Genomic DNA, 14233 nt, shown 5'->3' with positions numbered 1-14233 from the left:
CGACATTTTACTTTTCTTTTAGCCAAATACACAGAGGACATATCCCGCTCCGTAAGGATCTCAACGGACCGCTGACTGGTAATCATGATGATTATGAATAAAGCCCGTATTAACTCTTCCTCCTCCCGGCTGTTTTTGTCAGCCATTCTTTCCAGTGAACATCACTGGTGTAGTGGCCTTTAGGCATTCTCTCCCACGTTATTTCTTCAACAGACTTTTTTGTGGCGATCTGTTCATGCCGCAACCCTGTCGCTGTTTTCTGAATTCATCATTTTTCCGGAGAGAAAATGAAATACTGGTTGTTTTTAGCTTTTGCCATTCTGGCGGAAGTGACTGGCACGCTGTCGATGAAGTACGCCAGCGTCAGCGGTAACTTATCAGGTCATGCCGCAATGTATTTGATGATCACCCTTTCCTATATTTTTCTTTCACTGGCGGTCAGACGCATTGCCCTGGGCGTGGCCTATGCCCTGTGGGAAGGGGTAGGGATTGTGCTGATTACCCTTGGTAGCGTTCTGGTATTTGAAGAGGTGCTCAGCCCGTTAAAACTGGCCGGACTGGCGGTAATGCTCGGCGGTATCTGGCTGATTAAATCGGGTTCTCCCGCGCCGGAAAAGGCCGGCCACGCTCAGGAGGTCAGTCATGCCAGCCGGTGATGTTGTCCATTTGCTCTGGCTGGCGCTGGCCATTGTGCTGGAGATTATTGCGAATATTGCCCTGAAATGGTCAGAAGGTTTCCGGCGGCCGGTTTATGGGGTCGGTTCAATCCTCTGCGTATTAGCGGCCTTCAGTGCGTTGGGGCAGGCAGTAAAGGGTATCGATCTCTCCGTGGCGTATGCGCTGTGGGGCGGTTTCGGTGTCGCCATGACGATTTCAGCAGGCTGGATCCTGTTTGGGCAAAAGCTGAATGCTAAAGGCTGGGCAGGACTGGCCTTGCTGCTGCTGGGAATGGTGATGTTGAAGCTGGCATGAAAAAGCGGACGGCCTGCTATATGGCAAGGCCGTTCAGTCGTCATTCAGCGACCTGCGGGTAAACAGGCCGGTGAGGATAATGGCAAATAAAGCAAAAGCACCGCCGAGGGCGGTATTTTCCAGACGGTGAGCCGCGACCGCCGTTTGCGACATCCCCAGGCTGGCAATCATAAACACCACCATCAGGGTGACAAAAAAACTGAAGACAAAATAAGATTTTGAAATCAGCGAGTAAGAGAAGGTAAACACGATAAACCCGCAGAGGATAAATCCACAGGTCAGCAATAATGGCGTATGCCAGAAGTGGATCAGTATCGCGGCCACCACACTGCCGATCAGGGTCCCTGACACTCTTGCCCGCACGCGTGAAAGCGTATCCTGATAGTGATTGCGCAGGCAGAACAACAACGTCATTCCCGCCCAGTAGCCATTTTTCAGATGTAACAGTTCCACCGTGGTCAGGACCAGGCACATGGTCAGCAAGGCAAGAATAACCGAGCATTGCAGATGGATCTTATGACGATAGTCATGGGTGGTAGCGCGTAAAAAGCTCAGCCAGTATCGCGGGTTAAAGTCGTGTCGTTGAAAGTTAAAACGACGAAACAGCAGCGCCAGAAACAGCATCTGGACGAGGCCGCCTGCACCGGTCATTGCCGCACGCATGGCCGCATGTTCCAGCCCGCCCGCATAGTAACCCGATACCAGATAAGCGATGGACCACTGCAACAGCATCCACCAGGCGCTGCTGTCGACATCCGCCATCGCGACATAAAGTCCGGCATACAGCATGGCTCCGGCGATATAGAGCGGCAACAGGTTGCCAGCCAGACAGCCAAGCCAGCAGGAGAACGCCAGCCCTGAGGTGGTCACCAGCAGCAGCGACAGCGACGAGTCACCCCAGGTTTTGTTTGCGCCGAAGGCCAGCGTCAACGCACCGCTGGCAATCACGCTGGCGGCGGAGACCTGATTTAACAGAAAACCGGCCAGGCAGATGGCGATGATGGCTGGCAGGCAGCACAGGCCCAGCAGGATATCGTGTCGTAACTCAGGAGCAGGGCGCATTAATTAACAGCATCTCCGGCGGCGGAAAAAAGCGATCTTGCAGAGGTGAATGGTTTTTGGCAAGACGCGCGACTGAGGGGGTCGAAACGAACAGCGCGATCGCCGGTAAAAGGTGCAGGATAGCGCACGGTGTGAAAAATCAGCGGCCTTCGTATCATTCGACCTTACTCCGGCCCGTGTTTTCGGGCATCAGTCACAGAAGGTTTGCAAAACGCGGAAGTGCTGTTTAGGCTGTTGCGCAAGGTGATGGTGTTCCACCTTTCCCAACCGCCCCGCCTGGCCGGGGCTGATGACGCCTGATATCGCATCTTTTCACTATGAAGAGGATGGGTTTCAGGTGCCTGTCACCTGCCTGACACCCCTCTCTGTAAACGTCTTGAGGACATAATGATCAAATCTTTAATTGCCGTCGTTATTGGGGGATCTGCGGGCTGTGTGATCCGCTGGCTGCTGGGGATCCGGCTGAATGCGTTGTTTCCTGAACTGCCGCCGGGTACGCTGCTGGTCAATCTGGTGGGCGGCTTTATTATCGGTGCAGCGATGGCCTGGTTTCTGCGCAATCCGCAGATCGATCCGGCCTGGAAGCTGCTGATTACCACCGGATTGTGCGGTGGCATGACCACCTTCTCTACCTTCTCGCTGGAAATTGTCACCCTGATACAGACCGGCAAGATGCTGTGGGCAATGATCTCTGTTTTTACCCATGTGGTGGGGTCGCTGTTGATGACCTTTGCCGGGTTCTGGCTGATGACGTTGCTGCTGGGATAAAATCACGGCTAAACCCGTTGGCCTCTCCCGCTCTGTAAGCATGTCTGTCAACCCGGAAACGGTCTGACGGCAGGGGCATCAGCGGCAGGATGCGCCATCCGTGGCGCGTTGTGCTACTCAAACAATCGTCTGGGGCGCAGGATCATCCTGAAGATGTTTTTTGAAGTGTTTTTCGATCTGTTCCAGCGTTTTACCTCTGGTCTCTGGCGCAAAGAGGATGGCAAAAATCCCGCCTGCAATACCAATTGCTGTGAAGGCAAAGAATGTCATGGTCAGGCCAAAGGTTTCCAGCAGGATCGGGAACATAAAGGCAATGGAGAAATTGGTCATCTGCATGGCAAACACCGAAATTCCGTTTGCCATGCCGCGGATACGCATCGGAAACATTTCTGACAGCAGCAGCCAGGTGACCGGGGAGAGGGCACCCTGCTGAAAGCAGAGGAATACCAGCATCCCGGCCAGCACCAGATAACTGCGCAGCACATCAGGATGACCATCGACCGTTTCCGGCATCAGCCAGGTAATCAGACCAATTGCCAGCAGCGTACAGGTGCAGCCAATCTGGCCGACCAGCAGCAGCGGTCGGCGGCCAAACCGGCTGAGCAGCATAATGCCCACAAAGGTCATGATCACTGAAATAACGCCGTTAGCGATGGTTGCCAGCAGTGAGGCGTTGGTGCCCAGCCCGGTGGCCTGCAACATGGTCGGCGCATAAAACATAATGGTATTCACCCCCGACAGCTGTTGCAGCATCGCAATACCAATCCCCAGCGCCACCAGCCGCTTCATCCACACGGAAATGGTTTTCTGCCGCCGGGCATTTTTCTGGCTTTTCGGATCCATCGATTTACGGATTTCACTCATTTCACGCTCAACCATGCGGGAATGACGCGTGCGTTCCAGCACGTCACGGGCTTCGCGGTAGCGCCCGTGCATCGCGTACCAGCGTGGCGTATCCGGCAGAAACAGCATACCCACCCATAAAATCACCGCCGGGACGCAGGCGACCCCCAGCATCCAGCGCCAGGTGGTTTCTCCGCCCCAGACTTCATTGATCGCTGCGTTGCTGGTGTAGGCGATCAGCTGGCCGGAGACAATCATCAGTTCCTGAAGCGTGACAAACTGCCAGCGACGATTGGCCGGAACAATTTCTGCAATGTAGATCGGCACGATGGCCGCCGCGCCACCCACGGCCAGACCGAGGATAAAGCGAAAGGTGATCATGATGGTCACCGTGGGGGCCATCGCGCAGCCCAGCGAACCCAGCATAAAGACGATCGCCATGATCAGAATGACTTTTTTACGGCCAAAACGGTCGGCAACCCGACCGGCAAATACCGCGCCAATGGCGGAGCCGAGAATCAAAAAGCTGGTGACCATACCGGTGGTCAGTGAAGTGAGGTGCAGATCGTGCTTCATAAAAAGCAGAGCGCCGGCGATAACGCCGGTGTCATAGCCAAACAGCAATCCGCCAAGCGTGGCGATAAAAGCAATTACTTTCACCAGCGGTTCGGTTGGCTGTAGTGCCGTGGTGCCGGATGGCCCGCTGTTTGATGGTTCAGTCACAAGTTACTCCCTGGCTAATGCTCTCGTTGTGGTTATTGTGTGACAGGAGTCACACCAGTTTTAAATCTAATTCACCGCTGGGGTTTTGGTAGCAAATGGGGGAAATAAATTACAAAGTGCGGAATAAACAGGCAAAGCGTCTGATAAATCGACAAAATGGGGAGCATCACAGAGCCAGATAAACAGCAGGGTGAGGAACGGCCAGCAATAACGCAGCAATCGCCGGAGTGATTCCGGCAATTTCAGGAGGATTACGGCAGGTTATGCCTGGGCACTGACAGAGGGGCAAAGGGGCTTGAGGGGGCGGGCACCCGGTGGCAGCTGTCAGGCATTAAAGCCCGTTTTGTCGGGGATAATTCCGCGACGATAACCGCCATTTGTGGATTCTGCATTGCATTATACTCATCCAGCCAGGCCTGATACTGCGCCATAATCAGCGCGGTATTTTCCTCCGGCTGGCTGGTACGAATGTACAGCTGCGCGGACAGGCGCGTGTTGTCCAGAATATAAACTTCGTACTTCTTATTCCAGGCCGGTGTGTCAGCGCGCTCACGCAGGGTTACATCATTAAAACGCAGATGCCGCCAGCGCGTCAGTCGCTCATAAAAGTGTGCTTTATCCATACGGATTGGTCTCTCCGCTTTCTGGTGAAAATTAAGTTTAATTAAATCTTTACCCGTTTTATTTTTATCCTGGGCTGTTTAAATTTAACCTAAAAAAGAAAATTAGCCAGTTGAGGGATTTTTTTCGGAAAATTCTAAGCTCAGCGCAAACTTTTTTTTATTAATGAGTTGATATTTATATTATTAAATTGGCTATCCTGAGCGGAGAGATAAATGTTTTAAGCGGTTTTCCCGGCCTTTGCTACCGCTGACCGGGAAATTTGGTGATGAAAAAGAGCGGGCGGCGGATAAAAAGGCGGCGGGGAAGTAAATGTATTAATTTAGTTACTTATTTCACCGCGCCTTCAGTCACGCCGCTGATAAATTTGCGTTGAAAGACCAGAAACACGGCCACCAAAGGCAGGATCACAATCATGGCACCGGCCATCAGCACCGGGATATTTACCGTATTTTTGTTCTGGAAAAACATCATACCGATCGGCAGCGTGCGCAGTTCGTCTTTGTTGACCAGAATCAACGGGATAAGAAATTCATTCCACGTCCAGATAAACAGTAACAGCGCCAGCGTGGTCAGCGTGGGCACAATGGCCGGAACCAGCAGTCGCCACAAAATCCGCCAGCGTTTTGCGCCGTCCATCACTGCGGCTTCCACCAGTTCTTTGGGCACCTGCTGGAAGGCGGTGGCAATCATCAGCGTGGTAAACGGCAGTGACAGCGCAACCTGCGGCAGGATCAGCGCCAGATACGTGTTGGTCAGACCCATCCAGTGCAACTGGTGATACAGCGGAATGATAAAAGCTTCGCCGGGCAGCACCATACCCAGCGCCATCAGCGCGGCAAAAACCCGTTTGCCAGGGACACGTAAAAAAGCGAAGCCAAATCCCGATAAAATGCCCAGCCCAATGCTGGCGATCACCACCGGAAACACCACCAGCACCGAGTTAAGGAAATAGGTGCGAAAGTGGCCTTCCTGCCAGGCGGAGAGATAGTTGGCCATACTCAGCTGAGAGGGCAGGGTAAACACACCGGCAAACAGCTCACTCTGGGTTTTAAACGACGTCAGCAGCGCCATCAGAAACGGCAGAACCGTGGCAATGGCGACAAACCAGATAACCGCCCGCGAAATAAGCGAATTTCCCCGCATCAGTAACGCTCCCTGATAGCAAAATGAATAATGCTGTTAATGGTAAAGACCAGCAGCATGCCGACTATCGCCACCGCCGACGCATAGCCGTAGTGGCGCAGATCGAAGCCCTGTTGATACATATATAAATTGGTGACCAGCGTGGAGTTGCCCGGCCCGCCGTGGGTCATCACATAGACCAGATCAAAGGCTTTCAGGCTGGAAATCACCGTCAGCAGCAGCGCCACGCGGATTTCAGGGCGCAGGCCCGGCAGGGTGATGCGGATAAATTTCTGCCGGCGTGACGAACCATCAAGATCGGCGGCTTCGAGCAGGGAGGGATCCATTCGCTGGATGCCCGACATAAACAGCACCAGGCAAAAACCAAAAAAATACCAGGTCGCGACCAGACCCACCGCCGGTAAGGCCCAGTTAAAATCCCCCAGCCATGAGAGGGCGAACTGCGGCAGGCCGACGGCACGGAAAAAATGGTCAATGGGGCCAAACGCCGGGTTATACAGCCAGCGCCATACCACCCCCAGTACGGCCATCGGCATGATGTAAGGCAGAAAAAACAGAATGCGCAAAACGCTGCGCTCGCGGGGGTTACGGGTGTCATTAAGAAAACTGCAAAGCAACAGGCCAATACAGAGCGGGATCAGGGTATAAAACAGCATCAACAGCGCGTTGTTTTTGATCGATATCCAGAACACCGGGTCGCGGAACATCTGCACGAAATTGTCCAGACCAATAAATATTGGGCGCGTGGCCCCGTCCCATGAGGTCAGGCTGACGCCGACGGATACCAGCAGCGGGAACAGCAAAAAAAGCGCATAGACCAGTAAGGCGGGCAAAATATACAGGGCATTCTGCAGTGGTGATTTATTGAGCATGGCGATGTTCTCCCTGCATACTGCGGAATAAAGCGCCCGGACGCCGTGCGCCGGGCCTGGAGATTATTTTTTCAGGCTGGTGAGATACTGCTGATAGTTAGCATCCAGTTTTTCACTCATCTGCTGTGGCGTCTGCTTATCCGCCAGCAGCAGCTGCACGTTTTCGTTCAGCGCATCGCCCATCGTTGGTGTGGCCCAGTCAACGTAATGACCGAGACCGTCATGCTGGTTCACCGCAGTCCAGACGTTGTAAACATCAGCCAGCAGAGGGTTATCCGCAGGCAGGCGGGCGTTCTTGTTGGCGCTGGCGGGCAGGAAACCGGCCTTCAGCCACTTCTCTGCCATCTGGTCGGAAACGATATAGTCGATATATTTTGCCGCCGCATCCTGTTGTGCTTTGGTTTTTGCCGTCAGGGTAATGGAGAAAGGCAGGTCGGTGCCCCCGACCATTAAGGGTTCTTTTACGCCATCAGCCGGAGGGAAGGCGGCGAAATGAATGTCCTTATTCTCTTTAAATTGCCCCATATACCAGGTACCACTGACAAAAAAGGCCGCCTGCCCGCTCTGGAACAGGGTGGCGGCATCATCTTTACCAATCCCCTGGAAACCAGGGAAGAAGTAGCCCTTATGGTTCCATTCCTGCATCACCCCGGCGGCTTTTTGTAATCTGGCGTCTTTAAACGTGCCGCCAACGTCATAGATCAAATCATCCATCCCTTTACGGTCGCTACTGGGGATCTGGCCCTGCCACAGCGTGGTCAGCATCTGCTGTCCTGCTGAACCGTCAAGCAGGCCCAGCATCAGCGGCGGCGTTCCCTGTTCTTTCAGTTTTGCCAGGGCGGCTTCGAATTCCGACCATGTTTTCGGCGGAGCGATCCCCGCTTTATCCAGTAATGCCTTGTTGTAATAAAGCCCCACCATTTCCCCCAGGCTGGCAACGCCGTAAAGCTTACCGCTGCCGAATTCCTGTTTATCTGACCAGCGGTTACGTTTCAGAATTGAATCAGGAAAGCGGGTGGTCCAGCCGTACTGTTTTGCATAATCATCCAGCGGGATCAGCAGCTTCTCTTTCACCAGTGCGCCCATATCGCCTCCGCCCTGATTAACCTGAGCAATCTGCGGACCATCACCGGAGTTGAGGGAAAGTTTCAGTGGGATGCGGGTGTCATCAAAAGAGTGCACCGAGCGTTCAATGGTCACGCCGGGATTGCTGGCGGTGAACGCTTTAATGGCTTCGTCTACGGCGCTGGTCTGGGCGGGATAGTTGTAAATATCCCATTCGGCCAGCGTGGTGGCCGCCTGAGCCGGGAACAGCGTGCTCAGTAAAGCGCCTGCCAACAACGACAGCACCGGACGGGAAAGGGACATGCGGGAATGACGGGAAAGCCTGGCAGCAGTGAACATGGATCTGTTTCTCCAGCATCAGTGGCGCATCCTTTCAGGGTAACAACCGACTCTCCCGCAGGTTGTATGAGGGCGTAACTGACAGCCTTCATTCATACTTACTTTAATGATTAAATAAAGTCAAACATCACCCTGGCAAGATTAACAACGCGCCACGCCCGCAATAAAAACCAGAATAAGGTATTTTTACAGCGTTAAATCCTGGAAAATTGCCGGATGACCGCCTGAAGGTGATGGCCGGTGGTGATTCACTCTGTCCGGCAGCTTACGTTTATGCTCTTTCTAAGCTGCTGAATGGTCATATGAAAATAGTATGTCACCCGAAGGGAAGTGAATTTTTACTGGCTGTTGATGGCGAAAAATGGCCGTTTCGTCGCTGCGCTGGCTTTTCAGCCCGCCACGAGCGCGGCGTAAATTTTCAGACTGTGATCCCTGACAGAATAATCAGCAGTTGCCTGCCCGTTGAGCTAATTATTTTATGTTGAAAACTAAGTCGCTTTTATTTAAGTTGGTGACTTGTTAATCACCATGTGATGGGTGCTGATAATGACTTTTGCTGAAGGACGTATTCGTCAGGCAATGGCCAGCGATACAGACGCGCTGTATGAAATCTGCCTGAAAACCGCCGATGCGGGCAAAGATGCCAGCGAACTCTATTCCGATCCGCACTATCCCGGCCTGCGTTTTGCCGTCCCTTACGCCCGCTTTGCCCCGGACTTTGCTTTTGTACTGGAAAAGGAACAGAAGGTGGTGGGCTATGTGGTTGCCGCGCCGGATACCGTGGCCTTCGAGCGGCGGCTGGCGCAGGCGTGGTGGCCGCAGCAGGCGGAGCGCTTAAGCGAACGTCAGCCGGTTGCGGCGCTGGACAGCAAAATTCTGGATTCCGTACGTCATCCCGAAACGGCGTCGGAGGCGCTGACCACGCCTTTTCCAGCCCATCTGCACATTAACCTGCTGCCGGAGGCACAGCGCGGTGGCTGGGGACGGCGGCTGGTTGTACAGCAACTGGCCGCGCTGAAAGCCGCCGGGGTGAAAGGGGTTTACGTTGGTATCAGCTTACAAAATGAGCCGGTCACCGCTTTTTATCAGCGTCTGGGTTTCCATTTTTTATTTCGCAGCAATGCCATCTATATGGGGCAGGATCTGAACTGAGGGCGCTATGGGCACACTGCAATTAAGCAACGTCAAAAAGTCTTACGACCATGTCAACGTGATCCACGGCATCGATTTGCAGATTGCGAAGGGTGAATTTATTGTCTTTGTCGGCCCGTCGGGCTGTGGCAAGTCAACGCTGCTGAGAATGATTGCCGGGTTGGAAGAGATAAGCCAGGGTAAGCTGCTGATCAACGTTAAAGATATGACACATCAGCCTGCCACCGAGCGCGGTATTGCGATGGTTTTTCAGTCCTATGCGCTCTATCCCAATATGTCGGTAAAAGGCAATCTGGCTTATCCACTGGAAGTGGCAAAGCGCCCGAAGGCAGAAATTGAACGCCAGATTGCCGCCACCGCTGAGAAGCTGCACCTGACCGAACTGCTGGACAGGCTGCCAAGAGCCCTCTCCGGCGGTCAGCGGCAGCGCGTGGCAATAGGTCGGGCCATTATCCGCCAGCCGGACATTTTCCTGTTTGACGAGCCGCTTTCCAATCTGGATGCAGAGCTGCGGCTGCAAATGCGCATTGAGATTGCGAAACTGCACGAGAGCCTGGGCAACACCATGATTTATGTCACCCACGATCAGCTGGAGGCGATGACCCTGGCCGACCGGATAGTGGTGCTGCGTCAGGGGCAGATTGAGCAGGTGGGTGCCCCGCTGGCGCTTTATCATGACCCGGATAATCAGTTTGTTGCAGGTTTTATTGGTTCTCCCAAAATGAATTTCCTTCGCGCGCAGGTAGTTGCTGCTTCGTCAGGCAGGGTCCAGCTGTCGGTGCCGGAGCTGAATCTGACGTCGCTAAGCCTGCCGGTGCAGCAGCCATTGCAATCCGGTCAACAGCTGACGCTGGGCATCCGACCAGAGCACTTTGCCGCAGCGGCAGGGGCGAATCCGGATGATATTTTTTCCGCCAGGCTGTCGTATGCCGAACGACTGGGGCATACCAGCTATCTCTATCTGGATTGTGGCGGTGAAAACCTGCTGGTGATCGAAGCCAGGCAGATGGATGAGGTGGCAGTGGGGGAAAGGATGCAACTGGCGCTTAACCCGGCGCACTGCCTGCTGTTTGGCAGGCAGGGCCAGCGCGTGCGTTAATTCAGGTTTCACTGTCTGCCTCTGCCGACAGCACATCAATCAGCCGGTTCACCGCGAAGCCTGCGGCACCCAGTGCCCACATGCGGTTTGAGTCAGTCAGAAACTGCAACGGGGTCACCTGTGGCGTCAGTTTCAGGCGATATTCGCGGAAGCTCTGGCTGATGTGATCGAGCAGAATACGTGAAGCCATCTGAGGCTCCATCGCCAGATAAATAATATCGGGGTCGTAAGCCACGGCGAGATTTGCCAGTGAAATCCCCAGCTGCTGTCCGGCCGTTGCCATAACTTCCAGTGCCAGCGATGACGGATGCGTGTCCAGCGCCTGTAGGTTTGGCACCGGCGTTTCCCCCGCCTCTTGCAGAATGCGTAAAATAGCCTTAGATGAGGCCACTTCTTCCAGCGTGGAGCCGTTGCTCAGCAGCGCATTGCCAATTTCTCCCGCCGTGCCGGTCCGTCCGCGATACAGCGTGCGCTCCAGAATAATTCCCGCACCAATCCCCTTGCCGTAGGTGGCGATAACTGCCGATTGCGCGTTGCCCAACTGACCAAAAACCAGCGTAGCCAGCGCCAGTGCATTCGCATCATTTTCAATATAAACCGGGATAGCAAAGCGCTGTTCAAGTAATGAAGCAATAGCCACGTACTGCCAGTTCAACACCGTGGAACGCAGGCAGTGGCCGGTGGTGGGATCGACCAGTCCGGCAAGCGCCAGACCGATTGCCGCCACGCGTTTGTCATTGACGGTTTTGAGAAAACGAGCCAGCGCGTCGCTCAGCTGTGCTGGCGTCAGCTCGCCGGAGGGGATCTGCTGCTCGCCAATCAGGTTGCCGGTCAAATCGGTCAGCACAATCAGGTTGCGCTCGGCATTCAGCTGGATACCGACCACGGTGGCATAGTCCGGGTTCAGGCCGAGCAGCGTTTTGGGACGCCCCATCGAAACACGCTTAAGCCCTTTTTCCTCGATGATACCGAGGCTCAGCAGGCGGTTAGTTGCCTGAGAAACGGTGGACATACTCAGTCCACTACGCACTTTCAAATCGGACTGACTGACCGGTGCGTTTTCAACTATAAGCCGCAGAATGCGTGCGGTAACGTTTGGAGCCATCATATCCGGAGGGTGTCTCAACGAAAAAGTTAGCGGCAGCCTGTGCCGCAGTTGCGGCCGCCGGGTAGCATCAGCAGCGCCGCGCCAGTTGCAATGCGCCTGACAACGCATCGTTGCGCGCCGGGACGATTTTCTCGCGCAGCGCCTGCGAAAGCCAGGGAAGTACCGGCGCTGCCAGCCCCCCCATCAGCGCCAGCGGCCACTGACCGTTGCCGGTCAGGACATCGGCCATCTGCGCAATCTCCGCAGCCGTTTCGGCAATCAGCGATTCCGCCAGGGGATCCCCCTGCCGGGCGGCGTCAAAGGCCCATGGCGAAAATTGCCCCCAGTCGCCCGGCGTGGCGGACTTGCTCCAGCACAGAAGCACGTCAGGCGAGTGACTGAAGTGGCCCATAACCTGAGTGGTCAGCGGGCTGGAAGGGATCAAGCCTTCATGGGCCTGTAACGATTTGCGTATCAGACGCTGTCCAAGAATCGCCCCGGAGCCCTGATCGGAAAGGGCAAAGCCCCAGCCGCCGATATGCCGGAAATCTGCACCATCCCACACCACGCCCTGGCTACCGGTTCCGGCAATCAGCACCGCGCCCGGCTCACCACCGTGTGCGCCGATACAGGCAATTTCCACGTCTGACAGCAGCGTCACGCGGGCGAAGGGGAAAGGGATCTGATGCAGGCGGGTGATGACCGAAGGCACATTGGCACCGGCCAGTCCCAGCACGGCACGGGTTTTCTTCCAGATAGCGGATGTCAGGCCGGTAGCCCTGAGGGTTTGCTCAAACAGCGCGTTGAGCGTCAGTAGCGCGGTGTCAAAGTCGGAATAAACATTCGCGGCCCCACTTTTACATTCGGCCAGCACGGTGCCATCAGCGGCGGCGAGGCGGGCACGGCAGTGTGTTCCTCCGCCATCGACGCCGATCAAAAATTCAGGTTGCATGATCCTCCCGTGACCGGCGCTGGTGCGTAATCCACGAAATAACGGGCTTGTATGAGCGAGTCGCTACGATAAGTTAAAAAAACTTAAATCGCAATAACAAATAAATATGGAAGATTTAATTTAAACTAAATTTATATAAATCAGTAGTTTAATGTTTTTATCTTTTTTGGTGTTGGCTTTGATTGTTGACATTAGTTTTTCTGGCGTAATAAGTTGGTGCTGAATAATAACACAGGCGCGTCGGACTGAATCTGCACTCTGACGGTGACAACCAGTAATGTAGCCTGAATCACTCAGGCAGGGGCCAATATGAAAGTAGCTATCGTCGGGCTGGGCTTTCGTCTCTCTAACGTGGTAAATGAGTTTAAAAAGGCAGACCCGGATTTCACTGTTGTCGGCTATGTTGATCCCGCTCCGGCCGGGCTGCCGGGGCTGGAAAAATTCGGTATTCCCGCAGGAAAAGCATTTGCCTCGCTGGATGAGATGCTGTCTGCTGGCGGTTTTGATCTGCTGATGGTCGGCTCTCCCAACTATCTGCATCTGGAGCATATCCAGGCCGGTCTGGAAGCCGGTGTGCGTGTTTTCACCGAAAAACCGGTGGTGGTAGATGAACCACAGACCCTGGCGCTGGCAAAACTGGTGGCACAGTACGGTGAACAGAATATCCTTGTTGGGCTGGTGTTACGCTATTCGCCGCTGTACCACGATTTGCTCCAGGCGAAAGCGCAAAACCAGCTGGGGGAAATTACCTCCATTGAAGCCACTGAACACATCAAGCCTTATCATGGCGCCTTCTTCATGCGCGACTGGCGTCGTTATGAGCGCTATGCCGGGCCTTATATCCTTGAAAAATGTTGCCATGATATCGATCTGTATCAGGGGCTGATGGCTGAGCGGCCCGTGCGCGTTGCCAGTTTTGGTGGTCGTAAATCTTTTACGCCACAGCACGCGCCGCAGGGAGAGGTGACCGCTGACTCAACCCTGTACCACGTCAAACCCAGTGGCTGGTCGTCAACGGATGCGGTGTTTGACAGTGATGCTGATATTGTTGATTACCAGACCGCCATCGTGGAGTACAGCGGCGGCGCGACGCTGGCATTCCATGCCAATCTCAATGTCCCGGACGAGTTCCGCCGCTTTTGTGTGATGGGCACAGACGGCATGGCCGAAGGGGATTTTGTCCGTAACTATTTCCAGGTACACGATGCCCGCACCGGGGAGAAAACGGTATCCACCCGGTACGAGGGAAATGCCTATGATGGTCACTATGGCGCAGATGCGTTAATGGCGGCGGAGATTGTCAGGCATATTAAAACCGGCTCACCGCTAAAGGTGTCAGTAATTGATGCGCTGGAAGCCGGTCTGACGGCAATTAAAATCGATCAGGCGCGTAAATCGCGCACGGTCATTGATCTGAGCGACAGCTGGGCGGCTTTTGATGCCTGCCTGGGGCGATAAAATCACCCCGGCCGTCTGCGGTATGACTGTCCCGACAGCGATTTTTGCTGCGCTTCGTCATCGCGGTGATGGAG

General features: G+C 54.5%; 14 protein-coding genes and 1 riboswitch. Of the genes, 6 read left to right on the top strand and 8 right to left on the bottom strand.

The features are described 5' to 3' along the window. Positions 1-287 precede the first annotated feature (287 nt). Together mdtJ and mdtI are read left to right on the top strand one after the other, a co-directional pair. Entirely contained in the window at positions 288-656 is a 369-nt protein-coding gene (gene mdtJ / locus BG55_RS01915) for a multidrug/spermidine efflux SMR transporter subunit MdtJ (protein WP_034933749.1), read from the top strand. After that, positions 643-972 (top strand): multidrug/spermidine efflux SMR transporter subunit MdtI, encoded by a 330-nt coding sequence (mdtI, locus tag BG55_RS01910; protein ID WP_034933745.1) that lies wholly within the window; start codon positions 643-645, stop codon positions 970-972. Before mdtJ ends, mdtI begins: the two co-directional genes overlap by 14 nt. Positions 973-1005: 33 nt before the next feature. Here mdtI and BG55_RS01905 read toward each other — a convergent pair whose 3' ends face one another. After that, complete coding sequence (locus tag BG55_RS01905) at positions 1006-2034, bottom strand: FUSC family protein (protein ID WP_052018646.1); 1029 nt, start codon at positions 2032-2034, stop codon at positions 1006-1008. A 233-nt stretch (positions 2035-2267) separates the two neighbouring features. Then, positions 2268-2340: riboswitch (Fluoride riboswitch) on the top strand. 81 nt (positions 2341-2421) lie between these two features. Between BG55_RS01905 and crcB the strand changes: the two genes are divergently transcribed. Next, positions 2422-2802, top strand: coding sequence for a fluoride efflux transporter CrcB (crcB, locus tag BG55_RS01900; RefSeq protein WP_034933741.1), 381 nt, complete (start codon positions 2422-2424; stop codon positions 2800-2802). Between the two features lie 117 nt (positions 2803-2919). On the opposite strand, the gene BG55_RS01895 is transcribed toward crcB, so the two are convergent. The 5 genes from BG55_RS01895 to BG55_RS01875 all read right to left on the bottom strand — a co-directional run bounded on the left by BG55_RS01895 (position 2920) and on the right by BG55_RS01875 (position 8375). Then, positions 2920-4368 (bottom strand): sugar porter family MFS transporter, encoded by a 1449-nt coding sequence (locus BG55_RS01895; protein WP_034933737.1) that lies wholly within the window; start codon positions 4366-4368, stop codon positions 2920-2922. A 251-nt stretch (positions 4369-4619) separates the two neighbouring features. Beyond that, positions 4620-4991, bottom strand: a complete 372-nt coding sequence (locus BG55_RS01890; RefSeq protein WP_052018645.1) for a hypothetical protein — start codon at positions 4989-4991, stop codon at positions 4620-4622. A gap of 328 nt (positions 4992-5319) precedes the next feature. Beyond that, on the bottom strand, positions 5320-6135 hold the full coding sequence (locus tag BG55_RS01885; protein ID WP_034933734.1) for a carbohydrate ABC transporter permease: 816 nt from the start codon (positions 6133-6135) through the stop codon (positions 5320-5322). Further along, on the bottom strand, positions 6135-7007 hold the full coding sequence (locus BG55_RS01880; protein WP_034933732.1) for a carbohydrate ABC transporter permease: 873 nt from the start codon (positions 7005-7007) through the stop codon (positions 6135-6137). The genes BG55_RS01885 and BG55_RS01880 overlap by 1 nt, the downstream gene beginning before the upstream one ends. 63 nt (positions 7008-7070) lie before the next feature. Then, on the bottom strand, positions 7071-8375 hold the full coding sequence (locus BG55_RS01875; RefSeq protein WP_034933959.1) for an extracellular solute-binding protein: 1305 nt from the start codon (positions 8373-8375) through the stop codon (positions 7071-7073). A gap of 582 nt (positions 8376-8957) precedes the next feature. On the opposite strand from BG55_RS01875, the gene BG55_RS01865 reads away from it, so the two are divergent. Together BG55_RS01865 and BG55_RS01860 are read left to right on the top strand one after the other, a co-directional pair. After that, entirely contained in the window at positions 8958-9563 is a 606-nt protein-coding gene (locus BG55_RS01865) for a GNAT family N-acetyltransferase (protein WP_034933725.1), read from the top strand. A gap of 7 nt (positions 9564-9570) precedes the next feature. Continuing rightward, entirely contained in the window at positions 9571-10662 is a 1092-nt protein-coding gene (locus BG55_RS01860) for an ABC transporter ATP-binding protein (RefSeq protein ID WP_034933723.1), read from the top strand. Between the two features lies 1 nt (position 10663). On the opposite strand, the gene BG55_RS01855 is transcribed toward BG55_RS01860, so the two are convergent. Both BG55_RS01855 and BG55_RS01850 read right to left on the bottom strand, forming a co-directional pair. Beyond that, on the bottom strand, positions 10664-11770 hold the full coding sequence (locus tag BG55_RS01855; RefSeq protein WP_034933719.1) for an ROK family transcriptional regulator: 1107 nt from the start codon (positions 11768-11770) through the stop codon (positions 10664-10666). A 67-nt stretch (positions 11771-11837) separates the two neighbouring features. Continuing rightward, positions 11838-12701: a glucosamine kinase nucleotide-binding domain-containing protein gene (locus BG55_RS01850; protein WP_034933715.1), complete on the bottom strand. Its 864-nt coding sequence runs from the start codon at positions 12699-12701 to the stop codon at positions 11838-11840. 309 nt (positions 12702-13010) lie between these two features. Between BG55_RS01850 and BG55_RS01845 the strand changes: the two genes are divergently transcribed. Beyond that, a complete protein-coding gene (locus BG55_RS01845; protein ID WP_034933712.1) occupies positions 13011-14159 on the top strand; it encodes a Gfo/Idh/MocA family protein in 1149 nt (382 codons plus the stop codon). Positions 14160-14233 lie beyond the last annotated feature (74 nt).

This window comes from Erwinia mallotivora, from assembly GCF_000590885.1.
GTDB classification, from domain to species: Bacteria; Pseudomonadota; Gammaproteobacteria; order Enterobacterales; family Enterobacteriaceae; genus Erwinia; species Erwinia mallotivora.
The sequence above is the reverse complement of the archived record's forward strand: the minus strand, read 5'-3'. Positions and strand labels throughout refer to the sequence as shown.